The organism is Shinella sp. NM-101, from assembly GCF_021401195.1.
Taxonomy (GTDB): Bacteria; Pseudomonadota; Alphaproteobacteria; order Rhizobiales; family Rhizobiaceae; genus Shinella.
This window is the reverse complement of the sequence record NZ_JACBFT010000012.1, coordinates 72371-96209: the sequence shown is the minus strand read 5'-3', so window position 1 is coordinate 96209 and position 23839 is coordinate 72371. Positions and strand designations below refer to the sequence as shown.

The 23839-nt window shown below is 66.0% G+C and carries 21 protein-coding genes and 1 tRNA gene; 10 read left to right on the top strand and 12 right to left on the bottom strand.

Annotated elements, in window-relative coordinates; all coding sequences use genetic code 11:
• Nucleotides 1-3: 3 nt before the first annotated feature.
• The gene (locus tag L0976_RS20640; RefSeq protein WP_370643758.1) at nucleotides 4-1146 is read right to left on the bottom strand and encodes an AI-2E family transporter; all 1143 of its coding nucleotides are present in this window, start codon (nucleotides 1144-1146) and stop codon (nucleotides 4-6) included.
• A gap of 334 nt (nucleotides 1147-1480) precedes the next feature.
• Between L0976_RS20640 and L0976_RS20635 the strand changes: the two genes are divergently transcribed.
• Both L0976_RS20635 and pgi read left to right on the top strand, forming a co-directional pair.
• On the top strand, nucleotides 1481-3181 hold the full coding sequence (locus L0976_RS20635) for a long-chain fatty acid--CoA ligase (protein ID WP_234189115.1): 1701 nt from the start codon (nucleotides 1481-1483) through the stop codon (nucleotides 3179-3181).
• Between the two features lie 116 nt (nucleotides 3182-3297).
• Complete coding sequence (gene pgi / locus L0976_RS20630) at nucleotides 3298-4923, top strand: glucose-6-phosphate isomerase (protein ID WP_234189114.1); 1626 nt, start codon at nucleotides 3298-3300, stop codon at nucleotides 4921-4923.
• A gap of 3 nt (nucleotides 4924-4926) precedes the next feature.
• Here pgi and L0976_RS20625 read toward each other — a convergent pair whose 3' ends face one another.
• From L0976_RS20625 to L0976_RS20605, 5 genes are all read right to left on the bottom strand, one after another.
• Nucleotides 4927-6012 (bottom strand): glycosyltransferase family 1 protein, encoded by a 1086-nt coding sequence (locus L0976_RS20625; protein ID WP_234189113.1) that lies wholly within the window; start codon nucleotides 6010-6012, stop codon nucleotides 4927-4929.
• Between the two features lie 41 nt (nucleotides 6013-6053).
• Entirely contained in the window at nucleotides 6054-6983 is a 930-nt protein-coding gene (locus L0976_RS20620; RefSeq protein WP_234189112.1) for a carbohydrate kinase, read from the bottom strand.
• A 62-nt stretch (nucleotides 6984-7045) separates the two neighbouring features.
• Nucleotides 7046-7744: an orotate phosphoribosyltransferase gene (locus L0976_RS20615; protein ID WP_234189111.1), complete on the bottom strand. Its 699-nt coding sequence runs from the start codon at nucleotides 7742-7744 to the stop codon at nucleotides 7046-7048.
• Nucleotides 7745-7883: 139 nt separating this feature from the next.
• Nucleotides 7884-8312: a DoxX family protein gene (locus L0976_RS20610; protein WP_203317371.1), complete on the bottom strand. Its 429-nt coding sequence runs from the start codon at nucleotides 8310-8312 to the stop codon at nucleotides 7884-7886.
• A gap of 204 nt (nucleotides 8313-8516) precedes the next feature.
• Nucleotides 8517-9551 carry a proline racemase family protein gene (locus tag L0976_RS20605; protein WP_234189110.1) on the bottom strand — a complete coding sequence of 345 codons (1035 nt, stop codon included), beginning with the start codon at nucleotides 9549-9551 and terminating at the stop codon, nucleotides 8517-8519.
• A gap of 144 nt (nucleotides 9552-9695) precedes the next feature.
• Between L0976_RS20605 and L0976_RS20600 the strand changes: the two genes are divergently transcribed.
• Entirely contained in the window at nucleotides 9696-10502 is an 807-nt protein-coding gene (locus L0976_RS20600) for a phosphodiesterase (protein ID WP_234189109.1), read from the top strand.
• Nucleotides 10503-10625: 123 nt separating this feature from the next.
• The gene (locus L0976_RS20595) at nucleotides 10626-11264 is read left to right on the top strand and encodes a DUF1236 domain-containing protein (protein WP_234189108.1); all 639 of its coding nucleotides are present in this window, start codon (nucleotides 10626-10628) and stop codon (nucleotides 11262-11264) included.
• Nucleotides 11265-11307: 43 nt separating this feature from the next.
• Here L0976_RS20595 and L0976_RS20590 read toward each other — a convergent pair whose 3' ends face one another.
• The 4 genes from L0976_RS20590 to L0976_RS20575 form a co-directional block, all read right to left on the bottom strand.
• On the bottom strand, nucleotides 11308-12555 hold the full coding sequence (locus tag L0976_RS20590) for an alpha/beta hydrolase (RefSeq protein WP_234189107.1): 1248 nt from the start codon (nucleotides 12553-12555) through the stop codon (nucleotides 11308-11310).
• A gap of 186 nt (nucleotides 12556-12741) precedes the next feature.
• Nucleotides 12742-12818: transfer RNA gene (locus L0976_RS20585), tRNA-Arg, on the bottom strand.
• Between the two features lie 136 nt (nucleotides 12819-12954).
• Nucleotides 12955-14424, bottom strand: a complete 1470-nt coding sequence (locus tag L0976_RS20580) for a HAMP domain-containing sensor histidine kinase (RefSeq protein WP_203317360.1) — start codon at nucleotides 14422-14424, stop codon at nucleotides 12955-12957.
• 186 nt (nucleotides 14425-14610) lie between these two features.
• Entirely contained in the window at nucleotides 14611-16614 is a 2004-nt protein-coding gene (locus tag L0976_RS20575) for a methyl-accepting chemotaxis protein (RefSeq protein WP_234189106.1), read from the bottom strand.
• Between the two features lie 416 nt (nucleotides 16615-17030).
• Between L0976_RS20575 and rpmH the strand changes: the two genes are divergently transcribed.
• The 4 genes from rpmH to yihA all read left to right on the top strand — a co-directional run bounded on the left by rpmH (nucleotide 17031) and on the right by yihA (nucleotide 20185).
• Nucleotides 17031-17168, top strand: a complete 138-nt coding sequence (gene rpmH, locus L0976_RS20570) for a 50S ribosomal protein L34 (RefSeq protein WP_037405882.1) — start codon at nucleotides 17031-17033, stop codon at nucleotides 17166-17168.
• 32 nt (nucleotides 17169-17200) lie between these two features.
• Nucleotides 17201-17593 (top strand): ribonuclease P protein component, encoded by a 393-nt coding sequence (gene rnpA / locus L0976_RS20565; RefSeq protein ID WP_203317358.1) that lies wholly within the window; start codon nucleotides 17201-17203, stop codon nucleotides 17591-17593.
• Nucleotides 17590-19395 (top strand): membrane protein insertase YidC, encoded by a 1806-nt coding sequence (gene yidC, locus L0976_RS20560; RefSeq protein ID WP_234189105.1) that lies wholly within the window; start codon nucleotides 17590-17592, stop codon nucleotides 19393-19395. The genes rnpA and yidC overlap by 4 nt, the downstream gene beginning before the upstream one ends.
• Nucleotides 19396-19531: 136 nt before the next feature.
• Nucleotides 19532-20185, top strand: a complete 654-nt coding sequence (gene yihA, locus L0976_RS20555; RefSeq protein WP_234189104.1) for a ribosome biogenesis GTP-binding protein YihA/YsxC — start codon at nucleotides 19532-19534, stop codon at nucleotides 20183-20185.
• 6 nt (nucleotides 20186-20191) lie between these two features.
• Here the strand turns inward: yihA and L0976_RS20550 are convergent, their stop codons facing one another.
• A complete protein-coding gene (locus L0976_RS20550; RefSeq protein WP_234189103.1) occupies nucleotides 20192-20923 on the bottom strand; it encodes an anti-sigma factor domain-containing protein in 732 nt (243 codons plus the stop codon).
• Between the two features lie 205 nt (nucleotides 20924-21128).
• Between L0976_RS20550 and argB the strand changes: the two genes are divergently transcribed.
• Entirely contained in the window at nucleotides 21129-22016 is an 888-nt protein-coding gene (gene argB, locus L0976_RS20545) for an acetylglutamate kinase (protein ID WP_203317354.1), read from the top strand.
• A gap of 3 nt (nucleotides 22017-22019) precedes the next feature.
• Here the strand turns inward: argB and L0976_RS20540 are convergent, their stop codons facing one another.
• A complete protein-coding gene (locus L0976_RS20540) occupies nucleotides 22020-22922 on the bottom strand; it encodes an EamA family transporter (protein ID WP_234189102.1) in 903 nt (300 codons plus the stop codon).
• Nucleotides 22923-23015: 93 nt separating this feature from the next.
• Between L0976_RS20540 and L0976_RS20535 the strand changes: the two genes are divergently transcribed.
• Complete coding sequence (locus tag L0976_RS20535) at nucleotides 23016-23711, top strand: pyrimidine 5'-nucleotidase (RefSeq protein ID WP_203317352.1); 696 nt, start codon at nucleotides 23016-23018, stop codon at nucleotides 23709-23711.
• Nucleotides 23712-23839 lie beyond the last annotated feature (128 nt).

Sequence of the window (23839 nt, the reverse complement as noted above, 5' to 3'; positions counted from 1 at the left end):
CGCTCAGCCGACGTTTCGTTCCTGGTCGGGCGGTTCGGTATGATGGTCGAGAAGGATCGGCGGTGCGGGCTCGGTCGCTTCGACCTCGCGGATCCATTCGCGCCAGATGGCGACGAGCAGGGCCATGAGGACGGGGCCGATGAACAGGCCGAGGAAGCCCATGGTCTTCACGCCGCCGATCAGGCCGAAGAAGGTGGGCAGGAAGGGCAGCTTGATCGGGCCGCCGACGAGACGCGGGCGCAGCGTCTTGTCGACGATGAAAAGCTCCACCGAGCCCCAGGCGAAGAGGGCGAGGCCCGCCACGGGCGAGCCGCTGGAGACGAGATAGAGCGACACCAGCGTGAAGGAGAGCGGCGCGCCGCCGGGAAACAGCGCCATGACGCCCGTCAGGACGCCGAGCGTGACGGCCGAAGGCACGCCGGCGATCCAGTAGGCGACGCCGAGGACGATGCCCTCGCCGATGGCGATCAGCGTCATGCCGGTGACGGTCGAGCTGATCGTCGCCGGCACGATGCGGGAGATGCGCTCCCAGCGCATCGGCAGGATACGCTCGCCGAGCCGGTCCACCTGGCCGGCGAAGGACTGGCCGTCGCGGTAGATGAAGAAGAGCGCGATCAGCATGAAGAGCATGGCGAGCAGGAGGTTGAACGCCTTGCCGCCGGCCGCCAGCGCGACGCGGTAGATATTGCCGATATTGGCGCCGCTGACGATCTGCGTCAGTTCGCCGATCGCGCCGGGATGATCGAGGAAGCGCGTCCACTGCATGTCGAGCCAGCCGCCGATGACCGGCAGGGCGCCGATCCATTCCGGCGTCGGCGCGCCGGTGCGGTTCGTCTCGACCGCCCAGCCGATCCAGTCGCGGATCTCGTGCAGCGCATAGGTCGAGGCGATCACGATCGGCCCGACGATGAAGGCGAGGATGAGCAGGATGGCGATGGAGGCGGCAAGCGTGCGGTTGCCGTTCACCTGCGCCAGCAGGCGCACATAGAGCGGCCAGCTCGCAAAGGCGATGACCAGGGCGGCGAGCACCGGCACGACGAAGCCGTGGAAGAAATAGATGCCGGCGAAGACGATGAGCACGAGGAGCCAGCGCGCCGCCGAGATCGGGGATATGAGCGCCGCGCCGCTCTGGCGCGCCGCGCCCAGTAGCCGGGGCTCATTTTTGCGATGTTCCTGATGCAACAAACTCGTCCACTCCTGGTCCGGCGTCCGCGCCGGACCTACAAGATAAGGTCTAACTGAAGAATGTTAAACATATACGCGTTTTTTGCGGCCCGCGCGCGATGAGACGCCGCAGCCCGCCCGCTGCGCGAAAAAGCCGCCGGCCGCCGACCGGATTATTGACGTTTACGTCAATGTAATATAGCGATGTCCCTTGATGGCGCCTATCAAAAGCATCATCTTGTCCGCATCGGACGGTTGGAGGACCTTTCGCTGCGGCGGGACGAGGGATGCCCGCGCCCAACGAGGAGGAGCACATATGTCGGTCTCACAGATGCACCCGTCCACCGCGCCGTCCGGCCGCTTCTGGCTCGCCTCCTATCCGGACGGCATGGCGCCGGAGATCGCGCCGCTGCGCCACACCTCCATCGGCGCGCTCGTGGAAAGCTGCTGCGCCGAGTTCGCCGACCGCCCGGCCTTCACCAGCATGGGCAAGACGCTAACCTTCCGTGATTTCGAAGCGGCTTCCGCAAGGGTCGCGGCCTGGCTGCAGGCGCGCGGGCTGGAAAAGGGCGACCGCGTCGCCGTGATGATGCCGAACATCCTGCAGAACCCGGTCATCATCTTCGGCATCCTGCGCGCCGGCCTCGTCGTGGTGAACGTCAATCCGCTCTATACGCCCCGCGAACTGGAGCACCAGCTCAGGGACGCTGGCGCCAAGGCGCTGTTCGTGCTGGAGAATTTCGCCGGCACCGTGGCGCAGGTCGTCTCCCGCACGGCGTTGAAGCATGTCGTGGTCGCCACGATGGGCGACATGCTCGGCCTGAAGGGCCTGATCGTCAACCTCGTCGTGCGCAAGGTGAAGAAGCTCGTGCCGGCTTGGTCGCTGCCGGGCCACGTTCCCTTCCGCCAGGTCATGGCCGAGGGCGCGCGCAGCACCGCAAGGCCCGTCAGCATCGCGCCCGGCGACACGGCCTTCCTGCAATATACCGGCGGCACGACGGGCGTTTCCAAGGGCGCCACCCTCACCCATGCGAACCTGCTCTCCAACATGGAGCAGATCAAGCTGTGGATCGAGCCGACCTTCACGATCAAGAAGCGGCCGGAACAGCTCGTCTTCGTCTGCGCGCTGCCGCTCTACCACATCTTCGCGCTGACGGTGAACGGGCTGATGGGCATCGCGCTCGGCGGCCACAACGTGCTGATCGCCAATCCGCGCGACATTCCCGCCTTCGTGAAGGAACTGGCGAAGTACCGCGTCCATATCTTCCCCGGCCTCAACACGCTGTTCAACGCGCTGATGAACAATCCGGACTTCTCCAGGCTCGACCTTTCCGAGCTCGTGCTGACGCTCGGCGGCGGCATGGCCGTGCAGCGCCCGGTCGCAGAGCGCTGGCAGAGCATTACGGGCTGCGCGATCACCGAGGGCTACGGGCTTTCGGAGACCTCGCCGGTGGCGACCGCCAACCGCTTCGACAAGCCGGAATTCACCGGCACCATCGGCCTGCCGCTGCCCTCGACCGACATCGAGATCCGCGACGACGACGGCAAGACGCTGGCGCTCGGCGAGGTCGGCGAAATCTGCATCCGCGGCCCGCAGGTGATGGCCGGCTACTGGCAGCGCCCGGACGAGACGGCGAAGGTGATGACACCGGACGGCTTCTTCCGCTCCGGCGACATCGGCTTCATGACGGCGCAGGGCTATACCAAGATCGTCGACCGCAAGAAGGACATGATCCTCGTCTCCGGTTTCAACGTCTTCCCCAACGAGGTGGAGGAGGTGGCGATGTCGCATCCCGGCATCCTGGAATGCGCGGCGATCGGCGTGCCGGACGAGCATTCCGGCGAGGCGGTCAAGCTCTTCGTCGTGAAGAAGGACCCGGCGCTAACGGAGGCGGACGTGAAGGCCCATTGCGCGGCAAGCCTCACCAACTACAAGCGGCCGAAATTCGTCGAATTCCGCACCGAACTGCCGAAATCCAACGTCGGCAAGATCCTGCGCAAGGACCTCCGAGGCTGAGGACACCAGCGGTTAAACCGATTTAATTTTTTCGATCGGAGGACACTTGCGGTCTTGATTTGCTGGTGCCAAAGCGACTAGCTAGCGGCATCGTCCAAAGCCAAGGGAAGACGCCGATGAAGCCGCTTGTCGAAAAGCTGAAATCCATCGTCCGCGATACCAACGCCACAGACATCAGGGCGGCCTTCGCGGCCGATCCGAAGCGGTTCTCGCGCTATAGCGCAACGCTCGACGACCTTCTCTTCGACTATTCGAAATGCGCGGTGAACGACGCCGTGCTGGAGACGCTTGTGGCGCTGGCGAAGGATGCCGGCGTCGAGAAGAAGCGCGACGCCATGTTCGCCGGCGAGATCATCAACATCACCGAAGAGCGCGCCGTGCTGCACACCGCGCTGCGCAACCGCGCCAACACGCCCGTTCTCGTCGATGGCAAGGACGTCATGCCGGACGTCAATGCGGTGCTGGAGGCCATGGGCAAGTTCGCCGACGGCATCCGCTCGGGCGCACTCAAGGGCGCGACGGGCAGGAAGATCACCGATGTCGTCAATATCGGCATCGGCGGCTCCGACCTCGGCCCGGTCATGGCGACGCTGGCGCTGGCGCCCTACCATGACGGCCCGCGCCTGCACTTCGTCTCCAATATCGACGGCGCGCATATCGCCGATACGCTGAAGCTGCTGGATGCGGAGACGACGCTCTTCATCGTCGCGTCCAAGACCTTCACCACCATCGAGACGATGACCAATGCCGCGACGGCCCGCGCCTTCATCGTCGAGACGCTCGGCGATGCCGCCGTCGGCAGCCATTTCTGCGCGGTCTCCACCGCGCTGGACAAGGTCGCGGCCTTCGGCATCGACGCGGCCCGCGTCTTCGGCTTCTGGGACTGGGTCGGCGGGCGCTACTCGATCTGGTCGGCCATCGGCCTGCCGCTGATGATCGCCATCGGCAAAGAGGACTTTGCCGCGTTCCTTGCCGGCGGCCATGCCGTCGACACCCATTTCCGAAGCGCGCCCGTGCGGGAGAATATCCCCATGCTGCTCGGGCTGATCGGCTACTACCATCGCAACGTGCTGGGCTATCCCTCGCGCGCGATCCTGCCCTATGACCAGCGCCTGTCGCGCTTCCCGGCCTATCTCCAGCAGCTCGACATGGAATCGAACGGCAAGTCCGTCACCATGGATTCGACGCAGGTCGAGGGCGAAACCGGCCCGGTCGTCTGGGGCGAGCCCGGCACAAACGGCCAGCACGCTTTCTACCAGCTCATCCACCAGGGCACGGCGATCATCCCGGCCGAATTCATGATCGCGGCCAACGGCCACGAGAAGACCCTGCGCCACCAGCACCAGCTCCTCATCGCCAATTGCCTGGCGCAGTCCGAAGCGCTGATGAAGGGCCGCACGCTCGAAGAGGCGAAGGCGCAGCTCACCGCCAAGGGCATGGACGAAGCGAAGGCCGACAGGATCGCGCCGCACCGCGTCTTCTCCGGCAACCGCCCCTCGATCACCATGGTCTATGACAGCCTGACGCCCTTCGCGCTCGGCCGGCTCATCGCGCTCTACGAGCACCGCGTCTTCGTCGAGGGCGTGCTCTTCAACATCAATTCCTTCGACCAGTGGGGCGTGGAGCTCGGCAAGGAACTGGCGACGGGCCTCCTGCCCGTGGTGGAAGGCAAGGAGAGCGCGGCGGGGCACGATTCCTCGACGGCCGGGCTCGTCGCGGCGCTGCTGAAGGCGGCGACGTAGGCTTCAGCGAAGGCCGAGGCGGCGTGCCGCGAAAGCATCGCGCGGCACGCGGGCGAGGTTTCCGAGGAATTCGCGGGCGCAGGCGCGCCAGCTATAGGTCATGGCGCGGCTGCGGGCGACATCGCCGGGGATGTCGAGCGCGGCGAGCGCCGCCGCGCGCAGGTCTTCCGACAGCGCGCCCGCCTCGCCCAGCACGTCGCGCGGGGCGGTGACGGGAAAGGCGGCGACGGGAACGCCGCTTGCCAGCGCCTCCAGCATGACATTGCCGAACGTGTCGGTGCGGCTCGGAAAGACGAAGACATCGGCCGAGGCGTAGATCGTCGCCAGCTCCTCGCCGGTCCTGCGGCCGAGGAAATGCGCGTCCGGATAGCGCTGGCGCAGCATGGCAAGGTCCGGCCCGTCGCCGACGACGACCTTGCTGCCGGGCAGGTCGAGGTCGAGGAAGGCCGGCAGGTTCTTTTCCACCGCCACGCGCCCGACATTGAGGAAGACCGGCCGCGGCAGGCCGAGGTCGCGGCGCCGTGCCGGATCGTACAGCTTGGTATCGACCCCGCGCGACCAGCGCTTGATGCGCACGAAGCCGCGCGCCGCCATTTCCGCGCCGAGCGACCGCGTCGCCACCATCATGCCCTCGCCGGAATTGTGGAAGCGCCGCAGCCACCAGTAGCTCCAGCTTTCCGGGATCGGCAGGCGCGCGCTGATGAATTCGGGAAAGCGCGTGTGGTAGGCCGTGGTGAAGGGCAGCCGGCGCGCAAGGCAGGCGCGCCGCGCCGCCATGCCGAGCGGGCCTTCCGTGGAGATGTGGATATAGTCCGGCGCGACCGCCTCGATCTCGGCCAGCACGCGGCGCTTCGAGGCGATGGCGAGGCGGATTTCCGGATAGGACGGCAGCGGCACCGTCGCGAACTTCTCCGGCGTCAGGAAGACGACATCGACGCCCTCCTCCGCCGCGGAGCGGGCGAGCTCCTCCAGCGTGTGCACCACGCCGTTGAGCTGCGGCCGCCAGGCGTCCGTGACGACGAGGACGGTGGGTGCCCGGTCACCGGGCCGGGCGGGCGAGTGCGAATCAGGGGCGGTGTCTTCGAGCATGGTCCCTTTGACCATGCCGCAATGACAGGCGCGTGAAAGCCTCAGGCGAGGCCGATCTCCCTTGCCCAGGGCGGGTTGGCGCCGGCGCGTGAGACGGTGACGGCGGCGGCGCTTGCGCCGAGGGCGAGCGCCCTGGCGATCTGCTCTTCGGAGAGCCGTGCCACCTGCTCCTTGGTGAGCAGGTTCTGCATCTTCAGCGAGGCCAGCACGCCCGCATCGAAGGTATCGCCCGCGCCGACCGTATCGACGACCGTCACGCGTTCGCTCGGCACCGTGACCTTGTGGCCTGCCGTGTAGCCGACCGCACCTTCCGCGCCGCGCGTGACGACGACGAGCTTTGCACCGTGATGCAGCCAGTGGCGGGCAAGGGCGTCCTCGTCGCCTTCGAGGCCGAACCAGGCGAGATCCTCGTCGGAGAACTTGACGATGTCGGCCATGGCCGCCATTCGCCGGATGCGCGCCATATGGGCGTCCTTGTCCTTGATGAAGCCGGGGCGGATGTTCGGGTCGAGCGAGATGACGCGCCTGTCGTGCTCGCGCCGCAGCAGCGCTTCGTAGGTGGAGCCGCAGGGCTCGGGGATGAGGCTGATCGCGCCGAAATGCAGGGCCTCGCAGTCCTCGCCCAGCGCCGGAAGCTCGGCCTCGGTGATCATGCGGCCGGCGGTGCCCTCGTCGTAGAAGGCGTAGGTCGCGTGGCCGTCGACGAGCTTGACGAAGGCGACGGTGGTGGGGCGCGAGAGCGTGGCGCAGTAGCTGTAGTCGACGCCGCTTTCGCCCAGCGTCTTGCGCAGGATGTCGCCCATCATGTCGTCGGAAAGGCCGGTGAAGAAGCCTGCGGGAACGCCGAGGCGACCGAGCGCGATCGCCGTATTGAAGATGGCCCCGCCCGCGTAGGGCGCATAGGCATCTTCGCCGAGCGTCGTCGTCCGCGGCAGCATGTCGATCAGCGCTTCACCACAACACAGGATCATGAACCTTCCTCCAATCGATTTTCAATCGATTTAAACGATCTCGACGGAAAGCGCCAGAGGCTTTACGACGTGGGCAGTTCCGCCACGCCGCCATGAGCGGCGGACCAGGCGAGCGGCGCATCGAAGAAAGCCGCGACGGAGGCGAGCGTCGCGTCGTCGAAGAGCTTTTCCCGCCGGGCGACGGCCAGCACGTCGCGCCAGGTGGCGACATGGTGCAGCGTCACGCCGCCATTGGCATAGCGCGCCTCGGCCTCCTTGAAGATGCCGTAGTAGAAGAGCGACATGCCGTGCTCGACCACGCCGCCGGCGGCGCGGATTGCATCGATGAAGGTGAACATGGAACCGCCGACCGTCACGAGGTCTTCGATGACGAGGACGCGCGCGCCCTCGGCCATCACGCCCTCGATCTGGGCGTTGCGGCCGTGGCCCTTCGGCTTCTTGCGCACATAGATCATCGGCAGGCCGAGGCGGTCGGCGAGGAGCGCGGCGAAGGGAATGCCGGCCGTCTCGCCGCCGGCAATCACGTCGAAACGCTCGAAGCCGGCATTGCGGGTGATGGTCGCGGCCGCGAAATCCATGATCGCCGAGCGGATGCGCGGATAGGAGAGCAGCTTGCGGCAGTCCATGTAGACGGGGGATGCCATGCCGGAGGCGAGCTTGTAGGGCTCTTCCGGGCGGAAATGCACCGCCCTGATCTCCCACAGCATGCGGGCCATCAGCTCCGCCATCACGTCTCTGTCCGGAAAGGAATTGGAAAACATCGGCATCTCCCGCATGACTGTCTTGCCTGCGCATAGCAGCAAGAGCGGCGGCTTTCCAGCGCATGGGCGGCCCGGACACGGAAAAACCCTCCCCGGCAGGCCGGGAAGGGTTTCGGGAGGATCGGGACTTTGCCGATATTCAGGCTGCGGCGCGGCGGGCGTCGAGCGAGATGGAGCCCGGGCCGAAGGCGGCGAGCACGAGGAAGCCGCCGGCAATCGTGATGTTCTTCCACATCATCAGGCCGTTGAACATGGTCAGCAGGCCGTTGGCGCCTTCCGGGAAGTCCGGCACGTTGATCGCGCCGCTATGGAAGACGAGGCCGGTGAAGACGCAGAAGGCGGCGAGAAGATAGGCGGTGATCTTCGTCTGGAAGCCGACGAGGATGAAGAGGCCGGCGACCAGCTCGAAGATGCCGGCGAGATAGGCGAGCGCGGTGGCGGCCGGAAGGCCCGCACCGGCGATCATGCCCGCCGTGCCCGCGGGATCGATGAGCTTGGGATAGCCCGACGTGATGAACATGAGGGCGAGGAGGATGCGTCCGACGAGGACGACGGCGTTCTGTGGCATGAAAAGCTCCTGAGGCTCTGTCGTTTGCGATGGATCAGAAATACCAGCTTTCCAGCGTCAAACTAGCCGGCCGCCCGGACGACAGATCGTTCTATTTTTGTGAACGATCTCCTTGTGCGGGCAAGAAGCCACCCGCCCGTCCTTTCCTGGAAACGCCTGCGACGGTGCCGCCGCCGGCACCGTCGCAGAGCAACATGCCTCGCGCTAGCGGATCTCGCCCGCCTGCGGACCCCAGGTGTCCGTCATGGCGAAGCCGTTCGCCAGCGGATCGGTCGGGTCGAGCGCGATCTGGTGCAGGCCGAAGGTCCAGCCGCGGCCGGTGATGGTGGGAATGATCGCCTTGCGGCCGGCGACCTCGGTCTCGGCCTCCAGCCCCACTTCGAACTCGGAGCCGATGATCGAGCGCGAGCGGAACGTGTCGCCCACTTTCGCAAGGCCGCGGGCGTGCAGCGTGGCGAGGTTGGCGGAGTTGCCGGTGCCGCAGGGCGAGCGGTCGACGCGGCCCGGCCACATGGTCGTGGCGGTGCGCACGAGGCCGTCCGGGTCCCGGTCGCGGAACATGACATAGGCGACGCCGTTGATCTCGGGGATTTCCGGATGCACGATCGTCATCGATTTGTTGATGAGATCCTTCAGCGCCATGCCGGCATCAACGAGCGCGCGGGCATTGGCCTTCTCGATCTTCGTGCCGATCTGGTCGACATCGACCAGCGCATAGAAGATTCCGCCATAGGAGATGTCGAAGCGCACGCGGCCCCAGTGCGGCGTGTCGATCTCGACGTCCAGTTCCTGCACGAAGGACGGCACCATGGTCAGCTTCACCTTCTCGCAGCGCCCGTCGCGGCAGGTCGCCGTCGCCTTGACCAGACCGGCGGCGGTGTCGAGCACGACGATCGTTTCCGGTTCCTTCATCTCGACGATGCCCGATTCGAGCAGCGCCGTGGTGACGCAGATCGAGTTGGAGCCCGAGGAGGCATGCGCCTGGTCGGCCTGCAGGATGATGAAGCCGGCATCGGCCTCGGGGCGCTTGGCCGGCACCAGAAGGTTGACCGAGCCGGTCGCCGCCGCGCGCGGTTCCAGGCACAGGAAGCGGCGCAGGCTGTCGTCCACCGTGTTGATGTGATTGAGCTGCTCGGCGATCGTGTTGCCGGGGATCTTCGGCACGCCGCCGATCGCCACCTTGCCGATCTCGCCCTCGCAATGAACGTCCAGCAACTGGATCGTGCGCTTCCATCTCATGTCGACATGCTCCGTTCTCGCCGGCCGCCCGGCTGCTTCCAGCCCTGATATATCAGATCGTCATACGTTCCAACAGCTTTTCATGCGACAGGTTCGCGCGCTACGACAACAGGGTCCGCGCCCTTTCCCGCCAAGAGAAGCTTCATGACCAAACTCATCATCTTCACCGACCTGCACATGGTGCCCGAGGGCGCGACGATCATCGGCCTCGATCCCTACCGGCGGCTGCTAGCCGGCATCGAGCACGTCAACCGCCATCACGCGGACGCCGACCGGGTGATCTTCACCGGCGACCTGACGCATCGCGCCGATACGCTCTCCTACGAGCGGCTGCGCGATCTCCTCTCGCTGCTCGTGCCGCCCGCCGCCATCACCATCGGCAACCACGACTATCGCGACCGGTTCCTCGAGACCTTCTCCCATGTGCAGCCGGACGAGAACGGCTTCGTGCAGCAGGCAATCGACTTTACCGACTGCCGCGTCGTGCTGCTCGACACGCTCTTCGCCCCGCCCTACGACTATCCGCTCAGCCATGCCGGCTATCTCTGCGAAAGGCGCCTCGCCTGGCTCGACCGGGCTCTCGGCGGCGCGAACGGCCTTCCGGTGCTCGTCTTCATGCATCACCCGCCGCACAAGACGGGCTTCACCGGCATGGACGCCATCCGTCTCGGTAACGAGGATGCATTCTACGATCTCGTCCTCAGGCACGGCAATGTCCGGCATATCTTCGCCGGCCATGTGCACCGGACGATCGGCGGCTCGCACCGCGGCATCCCCTTCTCGATCTTCAAGAGCCCGGTGCACCAGCAGCCGATGCCCTTCGACACGCCGAACGCCTCGCTCTCCGTCGACGAGCCCGCCGCCTACGGCATCGTCGTGGTGACGCCGGAAGGTCTCCAGGTGCACAACGAGGACTACGAGATCGCCCGGCGCGATCCCGAGATCGCCTGAGGGGGCCGGTTAACAGGCGTTACACATCGTGATGCCCGACGGGCCTTGCCGGGGAACCGGTCCGGACATGCGGCGTTGTCTCCGCCGAAGGGGTGGGAAACCCGATATTCGAAGGAGAAGAACATGCGCAAGATTCTCATGGCCGGTGCCGCCCTGGCACTCATCGGCGCCACCGCCGCCCATGCGGACGATCGCGACAAGGAAGTTCTCGGCGGCGCTGCCGGCGGGGCCGCGGGTGCCGCGGCGGGCGCCGTGGTCGGCGGGCCGATCGGCGCCGTCGTCGGCGGCGTTGCGGGCTTTGCGATCGGCGCGGAAGCCGCCGTTCCCGACGACGCCCGCGTCTACGTCATGGAAAACCCGACGCCGCCCGTGATCCTCGAAGGCCCGGTCAGCGCCGATACGCGCTTCGACGATACCGTGACGCTGACGCCGATCCCCAGGCACCCGGACCTTGCCTATGTCTATGTCGACAACCGCCCGGTCATCGTGCGGACCGACAGCCGCCAGGTGATCTACGCGCCTGACGTCCAGACGACGACCGGCAGCATTTCGCCCGACATTCCCGAGGCGACGATCACCTATGTCGAGCGCCACCCGGTCGATCCCGTCGTCCTGGAAGGGCCGGTCGAGGCCGGGGTGGTGATCCCGGACACGGTGCAGATCGTCGAGGTGCCGGAAAACCCGAGCTACGGCTATATCTATATCGACCAGCGCCCCGTCCTCGTCGACCGCGGCACGCGCGAAGTGATCTGGGTGCGATAATCCCCCGCAGCAAACGGAGAAGGCGGCCCGGGGGCCGCCTTTTTCATTGTCCGACGGCCGTGATCGTCGTGTCCTCGACGGAGTTGCCGAGGCGGCGCCACTGGTCGTCGTAGTTCTTTCGCGTCACGGGGTCGAAGACGGCAATGGGGGTCGAGACCACGATGCTCGCGGCGCTGCCGACCGTCTGGGCCGTGCCGAGCGCGACGGCACCGAGCCGCTCGCCCAGACCCACCTGCGAATCCGTGACGGACTGGCCGGCGATCAGTCGGTTGCCGATGAGGCGCACGACCTCCGGGCTTTCGGCGAATTTTCCATGGTTGAGCCGGTCGCCGGATTTCAGCGCCGTCAGGTCGAGCACGGTGATGCCCTGCTTTTCGAGCATGCTACGGTAGGGCTCTTCAGCCGGGTTGATCTGGCCGAGGCGGTCGACATTGCCGGAGATGCGCCGCGAGAGCGTCAGCGCCCGGTCGTCGCGCGAGACGAAGAGCGTGAACTGGGGCCTTTCCGGCCCGATGGCGCGGAGCTGCTGGCCGAAGACGTCGACGTCGAGGTCGGGCGAGGCGAGGATGACCTGCTGGATCTTCTTCGGCACGCGCCCGTCGCGGATCGCCATCTGGCGCAGCGTCTCCACCGCAAGCCAGGTGCCCATGGAATGGGCCATGATGGTGATCTCGCCGACCTCAGGCGTATCGACCGCCGCGCGCAGCAATTCCTCCAGCGCGTCGCGCGAATAGTTGGTGCTTTCCTTGTCGTAGGAATAGTCGAAGATGCTGGCGCGCGAGGGCCAGGTGAAGATGACGGGGGCGGCGTCGGTCTTCGAATCGTGCACGATCTGCGCGAAGCGATAGACGGCATCCTCGTAGCGGTTGTTGAAACCATGCACGAAGACGAACACGCGCCGGCTCTTCGGCAGGTTATGGTCGAGCCATGTGCGGGCCGCACGCGCGCTTTCGACGGGCTTGACGCTGACGGTCGAGAAATCCTTCATCGGATCGGCCGGCAGCTTCTTCGGCCATTGCACCTGGCCGACCTTGCGATTGGCATCGGGCGGGATGGAGACGGCGATGTCGCGCAGTTCGAGCTGCGAACCGCGCTCGCCGGAGAAGAGCACGCCGGGCTGGCTGGACGGCGCACGCGTGGTCGCGACCAGCAGGTCCACCTTGGAAACGCCCGGCGGTGCCTCGCCGCTCGGCACCAGCACGCCTTCCAGCCGTCCGGCACAGCCCGCCAGCACCAGCACCCCGGCGAAGATCACGCGACGCAATACACGCGGCATAACGCTGTTCGCCATGTCCCGCTTCCTTCCGCTATCCTGGTTTGGCCGGCGCCATACACGCACCGCTTGTCATTGCTTAGCCGAGCGGCGGGGGGATTTGAAGAGAAGCCGTGCGGGCGCGGCGGAACATGACGAAAGGGAGCGCGCGCCGCGTGGCATATCGGCCACGGCATGACGCGGGAAATCACGAGAGGGGAAGAATGGCGCACCCGAAGAGATTCGAACTCCTGACCCCCAGATTCGTAGTCTGGTGCTCTATCCAGCTGAGCTACGGGTGCGCTGGCAGTGGCGGGTCGTTGTGCCCTGCTGCGAGGCGGTTCTCTAAAGGGTAGCCGGGCGCATTGCAAGCGTCTTTCGGAGAAATAATGTACTTTTTTCATGGAGCCGCCCCGACCCGGCGGCAAGTCCCGGCCATCAGGCTCGGTGGCGGAAGGCGTCGAGGGGCACGGGGCGGTCCGGCAGCTCGATGCGGAAGAGCGTGCCGGGCGTCGCCTTTTCCACGAGCGCGATCGTGCCGCCATGGGCGAGTACCAGCTCGCGGGCGATGGCAAGGCCGAGGCCGGTGCCGCCGGAGCGCACGGAGCCGCGGAAGGCGGCGAAGAGGTTTTCCCGCGCCTTGGCGGGCATGCCCGGGCCGTTGTCCTCGATGGCGATGGACACGACGCTGCCCGTGCGCAGGCCCGTCACCAGCACGGCGCGCTGCTTGAGCCCCGCCTCCTGCGCCAGCGCCTCAACGGCGTTGCGGCAGAGATTGTGGATGACGCGGAAGAGCTGCTCGCCATCCGCATCGACCTGAAGGCCGGGTTCGATCTGCACGACGAAGTCGATGTCGCCGCGCGCATCGAGCGCCAGAACCTCGGAGACTTCCTGAACCAGCGGGTGGAGCGCGACGAAGCGGCGGCGCGGCTCCGGCTCGCGCATGCGGCCGTAGGAAAGCACCTCGTTCGTATAGCCCACGGCCCTGTCGATGCTGCGCAGGAGCTTCGGCGCGACGCGCTTGACCACGGGATCGTCGACATCCGACAGTCGGTCCGACATGAGCTGGGCGGAGGAGAGGATGTTGCGCATGTCGTGGTTGATCTTCGACACGGCGAGGCCGAGATCGGCGAGGTTCTTCTGCTCCTTCAGCGTGCGCTGCAGCGTCTGCTGCATGGCGGCGAGGTGAACGCCCGCGACGGCGATCTCGTCGCGCCCGCCGGACGGCTCCAGCACGCGGGCCGGGTTGGCGGGATCGGCGGCAAAATCGCGGATGTTCGCGGTCATGCGGCGGATCGGGCGGATCAGCAGGCGGTTCAGTGCGAAGAAGATCGGGCTTGCCGTGACCAGCGAGATGACCAGGGAGATAATGGAGATGTTGCGCGCGTAGTGCAGCATGGCGCGGCGCAGCGCGCCTTCGTCGAGCAGCAGCTCGATGCGCGTGGTCGTCTCGCCGACCGGGCCGTAGACGCGGATGACGCGGTTGCCGCCGAAGAGCAGCGTGTCGAAGGCGTCATAGATGGCGGCGGGCAGCGAGACGTCGGAAAGATCGTATTGCGCGTCCACGCTCGGCGGCATGTCGACCGCGGCGACCATGCGGGAGGCGTCCTGCTTCTTCAGCACGATCGCCTTGGTGCCCGTCGCCAGCAGGGTCTCCTCCTGCACGGGGCGCGGCAGCTCCTGGTCCGGCAGGCCCTCGATGACGACGCTGGCGGCGGCCGCCGTGTTCAGCCGGTCGCGCAGCCACATCAGCCGCATGTTGGCGACCGAGGGCACGAAGATCAGCACCTCGGCGATCATGACGAAGACGGCGGTGAGCAGGAGGAGCTTTCCGGAAAGGCCGGACAGGAAACCGACCGCCGGCACCGGCGTCTCGGTCAGGGGCGGCGTCCCGTCTCTTTCCACCATGTCTCCACTCCCGGACTGCCGCAAGGCGGCGCTCTAGATCGCGACCCAGGATCGACGACATATCGTCGGCCACGCCGACAGCCAATGATAGAGGATTGCGGCATTTTTTCCAACGCCGCCACAGGAAAGACATAGGCGCGGCGGTCCTGCGACCGCCGCGCCTTTTTTATGATGACCTCTGGCCTGTCAGAACTCTTCCCAGTTCTCCTGGGCTGCGGCCGCCGTCGCGCGGTTGCCGCCGAAGGCGCGCGCGACGTTGCCGATCATGCGGCGCGCGGGCGATTCGACCGGGCGGGCCTCGGCGCGCGCGGGCGCCACACGGGCCGCCGCCATGTCGCCGGTGCGGAAGCGGGCGACGAGGTCGGCAAGGCTGTCGGCCTCGCCCTTGAGCTTGTGCGTGGCGGCCGAGGTCTCCTCGACCATGGCGGCATTGTGCTGGGTGACCTGGTCCATCTGGTTGATGGCGGTGCTGACCTCCTGCAGGCCGGTCGCCTGCTCGCGGGCGGCCGTGGCGATGGCGTGGATGCGATCGTTGATGGTGACGACGCGGGTCTCGATGTCGGAGAGCGCGGTCCCCGTCTCCTGCACGTATTTGACGCCGACGGAGACCTCGCTGCCCGACTTGGTGATGAGGCCCTTGATGTCCTTGGCGGCGCTTGCGGCGCGCTGGGCGAGCTCGCGCACCTCCTGCGCGACGACGGCGAAGCCCTTGCCGGCCTCGCCCGCACGGGCGGCCTCGACGCCGGCATTCAGCGCAAGCAGGTTGGTCTGGAAGGCGATCTCGTCGATGACCGAAATGATCTGGCTGATCTCGCTGGAGGCCTGCTCGATGCGGCCCATGGCGTCGATGGCGTTGCGCACGATGGCGCCGGATTGCTTGGCGCTCTGCGTCGCCTCGCCGACCATGAGGCTGGCCTCGCTGGCGCGTTCCGTCGAGTTCTTGACGGCGGCGGTGATCTCTTCCAGCGCCGCGGAGGTCTCCTCCAGCGCGGCGGCCTGCTGCTCGGTGCGCTTGGAGAGGTCGTCGGAAGCCGTGCGCAACTCGCCGGAATTGGCGTTGATCGCGTCGGTGGAGGCGCGCACCTCGCGCATGGTGCGCTGGAGCGTGGCGAGCGTCGAATTGACGTTCTGCTGCAACTCGGCGAAGGCGCCGCGGAAGCTGCCGTTCATGGTCTGCGTGAGGTCGCCTTCGGCCAGCGCGCCGATGACGCGGCGGGTTTCGGCGATGCCCTCCTCCACGCCGGCGACGAGCTCGTTGACGCTGTGGGCGAAGCGGTTGAGGTCGTCGTTCTGGTAGTCCTTGGCGATGCGCGAGCTGAAATCGCCCGCCGCGGCGGCATGCACGACGGTGGCGATGGAGGACTGGAGATCGGCGCTTTTCTCGCGCAGGATCTGCTCCTGGGCATTGAGGTCGCGCACCGTGATGGCGTTCTGGCGGAAGACCGCGACGGCACCGGCCATTTCGCCGATCTCGTCCTTGCGCGCGGCATAGGGCACCTCGGTGTCGAGGTCGCCGCCGGCAAGGCGCTTCATCGTCTCGGTGACGTTCTGGATCGGACGGCTGAGCTCGTTGGTCGCGATGTAGAACGCGATGCCGCCGCCGAGCACGAGGCCGGCGCCGACGGTGCCGAGCACCAGGGTCAGCATCAGCGTCTCGAAGGCGGAGATGTCGTCCTTGATGGCGGCAAGGTTCTGGTTGTCCGTCTCGACGACGGCGTCGATTTCCTGCTGGAAGGCCTTGCGGTTGGCGCGGTTGCCCTCGTTGTTGCCCTGCGTGTTGGCGGCGACGATCGCCCCCTCGGTGCCGAGGCGCGCCGTTTCCGTGCGGAAGGTGCGGAACTCGGCGGCACGCGCGACGACCGCGTCGAAGGCGGCCTTCTGCTCTTCGGGAACCAGCGGACGCCACTCGTTCAGCGTCTTGTCGATGCCGTCGAGTTCCTTGGCGATGCCCTGGGCGAACTTGCCTGCGCCTTCCGCGTCCTTGGCGGCGTAGATGCCGCGGGCTTCCATCACGACGGCGGTGACCTGGCGGTTCAGGTGCTCGCCGAGGAAGGCGCGGTCGGCGGCGTTCTCGTACTGTTTCAGCTTGTCGCTGAATTCCGAGACCACATGGACGGCAATGCCGCCGATGAGGACGGAGATGAGGCCCATCACGCCCACGATGAGGTAAATCTTGCCGCGTATCTTCACATCTCACTCCCGGAACAGACAGCAGGTCGACAAGACGGCATGATCCATCTCGCCATTGGCAGAGACGGTAATTGCTAAAAGTTAATTAGATTTTGATGCGGTTGCCGGAGGCTCGTGCGCTGCAACGGGCGGCGCAGGCTTGAAAAATCCCGGGAAAATCAGCGCGCAGGCCTGACGTTACGGCAGGAGGACATTCCGCGATGCCGCCGCGATGCAATCGCCGGCTGCAAGCCCGTTAACGATTATGACGGCGGCGCGTCTTGCGCGGCGCGCGATTGACTTTCCACCGTCTTTGCCCTTATAAGCCGCGCACGTCTGGAATGCTGCCTTCCCGCGAGGGCCGGGCCGTGCCGGACTTTCAACGCTCCTTGCGTAACGCAAACCCAAGAAGGGCCGCACACCGCGGTATTAAATAAATGTCGAAGCGTACCTACCAACCCTCCAAGCTTGTCCGCAAGCGTCGTCACGGCTTCCGCGCCCGCATGGCTACGAAGGGCGGCCGCAAGGTCCTGTCCGCACGCCGCGCCCGCGGCCGCGCCCGTCTCTCGGCCTAAGGCCGTGCCTGCCCGAACAGAGGCGACGGGCAATGACCAAGACTGTTAGACAATCTGCTGTCGGACGGCTGAAAAGCCGTCCGCAGTTTCTTTTTGTGCGCGAGGGCGAGAGGCGCAAGGGACCGCTGTTCCTTCTCGAAGTGCGCGACCGGCAGATGCCGGACGAGCCGCCCCGCGTCGGTTTCACCGTTACCAAGAAGCACGGCAATGCCGTGGAGCGCAATCGCATGCGCCGGCGCCTCAAAGAGGCGGTGCGGCTATCGGCCGGGTTTGCAATGGAGCCCGGACACGACTATGTGGTTGTCGCCAGGCGGGATGTGCTCGGCGCGTCCTTCGAAACGCTTGCAGCCGGTCTCAAGGACAGGATCGCGACAGGCAGGAAACAGAAGCAGCAGCAGCGCCCTGCTGCTCCCGGGAAAGAATGATGGAAAACAACCGCAATTATTTCGTGGCGATCGCGCTGTCCGTGCTGATCCTCGTCGCGTGGCAGTTCCTCTACGTGAACCCCAAGCTCGAGAAGGACCGTGTCGCGCTGGAAGCGCAGCAGCCCGCGCAGACGGAGCAGACGACGACCACCGCCGCGGGTGGCACCACGCCGGCCGCGACCGGGACGAACGGCGCGCTGCCGGGCGCTGCGGCCGGCGCGACCACGACCGAAACGCGTGACGAGGCCCTTGCCAAGTCCGCCCGCGTCGAGATCGACACGCCCGCCCTCTCCGGCTCCATCAACCTGACGGGCGCCCGCTTCGACGACCTGAAGCTCAAGGAATTCCACGAGACCGTCGACAAGACGAGCCCGATCATCACGCTGCTCAGCCCGGCCGAGACCGAGCATGGCTACTTCGCCGAGATCGGCTATGTCGGCAGCGAGGCGACCGGCCAGATGCCCGGCCCGCAGACCGTCTGGACGCAGGACGGCGCCGGCAAGCTGACGCAGGCGAGCCCGGTCAAGCTGTCGTTCACCAACGACGAGGGCGTCACCTTCACCCGCACGATCTCGGTTGACGAACACTACATGTTCACCGTGAGCGACAACATCGAGAACCGCACGGACGCAGCCATCGCGGTTTCGCCCTACGGTCGCACGACGCGCTTCTTCAAGCCGACCACCCCGTCGGTCTACGTGCTGCATGAGGGCTTCATCGGCGTGCTCGGCGATCTCGGCCTGCACGAAGTGAAGTACAAGGACACCGAGAAGGACACCACCGTCGCGCCCGGCAAGGCGACCGGCGGCTGGCTCGGCATCACCGACAAGTACTGGGCGACCGCGCTCGTGCCGCCGCAGGCGACGCCCTACGAGACGCGCTTCTCCTATTTCCAGGACGGCCGCCCGCGCTACCAGGCCGACTACCGCCAGGACGACATCACCATCGCGCCCGGCCAGTCGATCGAGGTCAAGAACCTCTTCTTCGGCGGCGCCAAGGAAGTGCCGATCATCGACCAGTACAAGACGTCCTATTCGATCCCGCGCTTCGACCTGATGATCGACTGGGGCTGGTTCTGGTTCTTCACCAAGCCGATGTTCCAGCTCATGGACTTCTTCTTCCGCTATTTCGGCAATTTCGGCATCGCGATCCTGCTCACCACGATCGTCGTCAAGGGTCTCTTCTTCCCGCTTGCCAGCAAGCAGTACGCCTCCATGGCGAACATGAAGAAGATGCAGCCGAAGATGGAGGAACTGAAGGCCAAGCACGGCGACGACCGCATGGCGCTGCAGCAGGCCATGATGCAGCTCTACAAGGAGGAGAAGATCAATCCGCTGGCGGGCTGCTGGCCGATCCTTCTCCAGGTGCCGGTCTTCTTCGCGCTCTACAAGGTGATCTACGTCACTATCGAGATGCGCCACGCGCCCTTCTTCGGCTGGATCCGCGACCTGTCGGCGCCCGACCCGACGTCGCTCTTCAACCTGTTCGGTCTGCTGCCCTTCGAGGTGCCGCACATGCTGCTCATCGGCGTGTGGCCGATCATCATGGGCATCACCATGTTCCTGCAGATGCGCATGAACCCGACGCCGCCGGACCCGACCCAGGCGATGATCTTCACCTGGATGCCGCTGATCTTCACCTTCATGCTGGCGACCTTCCCGGCCGGCCTCGTCATCTACTGGGCCTGGAACAACACGCTGTCGATCATCCAGCAGGCGATCATCATGAAGCGCCACGGCGTGAAGATCGAGCTGTTCGACAATCTGAAGGGCCTGTTCGGCAACAAAACCAAGCCATCCTGACGGCCCGTCAGGCGGCAGGCAGAACCCCGGCCTCGTGCCGGGGTTTTTCTTTTGCCCCATTCCCCGTAGCCGCGGCGCGCTTGACTTTCGCGGCCAAAACCCGGAATCCGGAAGCCCGACAGAGAAGGCGCAAGCAATGACCGAGACGACGCCACCGCGCGACAAGCCGCTGTTCGGCAGCCCGTGGATCTTCATCCGCGGCGTGCCGGCCATGAAATTCCTGCCGCCCGAGGGACCGCCGGAGATCGCCTTTGCCGGCCGCTCCAATGTGGGGAAGTCGTCGCTGATCAACGCGCTCGTCGGCCACAAGGGGCTGGCGCGCACCTCCAACACGCCCGGCCGCACGCAGGAGCTCAACTATTTCGTGCCGGACGGCTTTTCCGGCGCCGAGGACGACCTGCCGCCGATGGCGCTGGTCGACATGCCCGGCTACGGCTATGCCCAGGCGCCGAAGGAGCAGGTCGACGCCTGGACGAAGCTCGTCTTCGATTACCTGCGCGGGCGCTCGACGCTGAAGCGCGTCTATGTGCTGATCGACAGCCGCCACGGCGTCAAGAAGAACGACGACGAGGTCTTCGCGCTGCTCGACAAGGCGGCGGTCTCCTATCAGGTCGTGCTGACGAAGACAGACAAGATCAAGGATGCCGGCGTACCGCGGCTCATCGGCGAAACGCTGGAGAAAATCTCCAAGCACCCCGCCGCCTATCCGGAGGTGCTTGCCACGTCATCGGAAAAGGGCCGCGGTCTCGACGAACTGCGCGCCGCGATCCTCGGGGCCATCGACCGCTAGGGCCGCTCAGTCGAAACGGGCGGCGCCGGTGGCGAGCACCGGGCCGGTCATGCCGCCGGTTGGCGAGCCGCCTGACGGTTCGAGGCTGACGGAAATGGTTGCGCCCTCGGCAAGCCGGCCGCGCACGTCCGGCGGCACGGCGAAGCGGCCCTCGCCCGTCTGCGGCAGGATGCCGAGCGAAACGGGTGGCATGCCCGTCTCCGACAGCCAGAATTCCAGCGATCCGGCCTTCTTCCCGCCAGCGGCGACGGGCGTGACCTCCAAGGCCCCGCTCGCATCGTCATAGCGGGCGAGGAGGCCGACCGCGGCATTCCCGCCGGAAAGGTCGGCGACCAGACGGCCACCGCTGACGGGGCGCGGCGCAAGAAGCGCGCTCAGCGAAAGCGCAAGGCCGGCGGCAACGGCGAAGGAGGCGAAGGCGAAGGCGCGCCAGAGCGTCAGCGAATGCCAGCAACCGCCGGAGACCCTGCCGGAAAAGACGGCGTCGCACGGCGTGTCGACGAGAAGGTCCTGCCCGATGGGCGCGCGCATGCCGGGCGGCGGGTGCAGCGCCGCATCGTCATCGGAGGTGGCGAGGTTTTCCTGCCAGCGGCCTACCATGGCCGCGAACTGGCCGTCCCGCCGCAGCCGCGCCTCGACCTTTCGGCACTCGTCGGCGGAGAGCATCCCGAGCACGTATTCGCCCGCGATCACCTCGTCGCAGCACGGTTTCCTCATCTCTCGGTCGAACGCCGTCATCGGCTCATGCTCTCTTGGTTGAAACGACTGCCGCGAGGACCTTGCCTCTCCTTACATATAGGAACGACGGTGCGCCTTTGCCTATATGGCCGGCGCGCGGCGCATCATATTCCCCCTCGGCTTTTTGCGCCACCGGCCAAGGGGATCATTCCATCGTCGCAAAACATGCGTTAAACAGGCCCCCACCCATTCCCACGAGGCCGCCATGTCCCTGACCGAAAGCGAAACCCAAGCCCGTCTTCTTGCCCAGGCCCTGCCCTACATGCAGCGCTACGAGAACAAGACCATCGTCGTGAAATACGGCGGCCATGCCATGGGCAATCCGGAGCTCGGCAAGGCGTTCGCCAGCGACATCGCGCTCCTCAAGCAGTCCGGCGTCAATCCCATCGTCGTGCACGGCGGCGGGCCGCAGATCGGCGCGATGCTGACGAAGATGGGCATCGAATCGAAGTTCGAGGGGGGCCTGCGCGTCACCGACCAGAAGACGGTCGAGATCGTCGAGATGGTGCTGGCCGGCTCGATCAACAAGGAGATCGTCGCGCTCATCAACCAGACCGGCGAATGGGCGATCGGCCTGTGCGGCAAGGACGGCAACATGGTCTTCGCCGAGAAGGCCAAAAAGACCGTCGTCGACCCGGACAGCAATATCGAGCGCATCCTCGACCTCGGCTTCGTCGGCGAAGTGGTGGAGGTCGACCGCACGCTGATCGACCTGCTTGCGAAATCCGAGATGATCCCGGTCATCGCCCCGGTCGCCCCCGGCCGCGACGGCCATACCTACAACATCAATGCCGATACCTTCGCCGGCGCCATCGCCGGCGCGCTGAACGCGACGCGCCTGCTCTTCCTCACGGACGTGCCGGGCGTGCTCGACAGCAACGGCCAGCTCATCAAGGAGCTTTCCGTCGCCGAGGCGCGCGCGCTCATCAAGGACGGCACGATCTCCGGCGGCATGATCCCCAAGGTCGAGACCTGCATCGAGGCCATCAAGGCGGGCGTGCAGGGCGTCGTCATCCTCAACGGCAAGACCGCCCATTCGGTGCTGCTCGAACTCTTCACCGAGCACGGCGCGGGCACGCTTCTCGTGCCCTGACGATCACAGGAAGAGAAGGCCGAGGATGCCGCAGACGATCAGCAGGCACCCGGCCACTTCCGCGCGGTTCACCCGCTCGTGGAAGAGGAAATACGAGGCCATGAAGGTGAAGACGAGCTCGATCTGGCCGAGCGCGCGCACATAGGCGACCTGCTGGAGGCTCATCGCCGTGAACCAGCAGGCCGAGCCGAGCACGCCGGCAATGCCGACCAGCGACGAGGAGCGCCAGCTCTTCAGCACGTCGACGATCTCCCGCTTGTCCTTCCAGCCCATCCAGACCAGCATGAAGGCGGTCTGGAACGTCGTGACGCAGGCGAGCGTGACGGCCGCGTTCATGATCGGCCCCGGCCCGTCGAGCGAGAGCGAGGCGCTGCGATAGGCGACGGCCGACACGCCGAAGACGGCGCCGGAGGCAATGCCGATGAGGGCGGTCCGGCTGGTCAGCGCCGCGAAGGTGTTGCGCCAGGAGAGCGGTGCGCGGGCGAGCGAGATCAGCATCACCCCGACGACGCCGACGATGATGGCGACGACCGCGCCGAAGGTGATGCGCTCGCCGAGCAGCATGAAGCCGAAGATCGCCGCCTGCACCGGCTCCGTCTTGGAATAGGCCGTGCCGACGGCGAAGTTCCTCAGCGAGAAGAGGTAGACGAGCAGCATGGTCGCGACGATCTGCGCCAGGCCGCCGATCACCGCCCAGAAGGCGAAGGTGCCGTTCAGCGCCGGGAAGGCGAGGCCGAAGGCCCAGTGGAGGATCGTCACATAGAGGATCGCCAGCGGGAAGCCGTAGCCGAAGCGCACGAAGCTCGCCCCGCGCGTGCCGAGCGAGCCCTGCAGGTGCTTCTGCAGCGCCGAGCGCAGGTTCTGCAGGAAGGCGGCGGCGATGGTGATGGGGATCCAGAGTTCCATGCCGGCCCGCTAGCATGGCGGCCCTGCCGAATCCATCGTTCCCGCACGGAAAAATCCGTTTCCCTCTGCCATGCGCCATGCCATAAGACGGCCATGAGCGATCTTCCGAACAAAGCCGATTTTTCCCATGTGCGTGACTGGGTCTTCGACCTCGACAACACGCTCTATCCGCACCATGTCGATCTCTTCGCGCAGATCGACAAGAACATGACGGCTTATGTCTCGGCGCTGCTCGGCCTGTCGCGCGAGGACGCGCGCGCGCTCCAGAAGCAATACTATTTCGATCACGGCACCACGCTGAAGGGGCTGATGATCCACCACGGCATCGACCCCTCCGACTTCCTGGAGAAGGCGCATGCCATCAATTACGACGTGCTGTCGCCCGACCTGCCGCTCGGCGAGGCGATCCAGGCGTTGCCGGGCCGCAAGTTCATCTTCACCAACGGCAGCGTGAAACATGCCGAGATGGCCGCCAGGGCGCTCGGCATCTTCCATCACTTCGACGACGTCTTCGACATCGTGGCCGCGGAATACGTGCCGAAGCCGGCGGGCGCGACCTATGACAAGTTCATGGCGCTGCACCGGGTGGACACCACGCATGCGGTGATGTTCGAGGACCTGCCACGCAACCTCGTCGTGCCGAAGACGCTCGGCATGAAGACCGTGCTGCTCACCCCGCGCGACGCCAGCCACGAATTCGTCGACGCCTGGGAAAAGCGCACGCAGGAAGACCGGCATATCGACTATGCGACCTCCGACCTGACGGCCTTCCTCAACGCGCTTCTCTAGCCGGCGCGGGAGCCCCATTGCGGACACGGAAAAAGCCTTTTCCGGTCAAAAGGTTGAATTACCAATTTGTAACTGGCGCCCGCCGGCGTTCCCCCTATCCTGCCCCCAAGGGACAAGGATGGATGAAA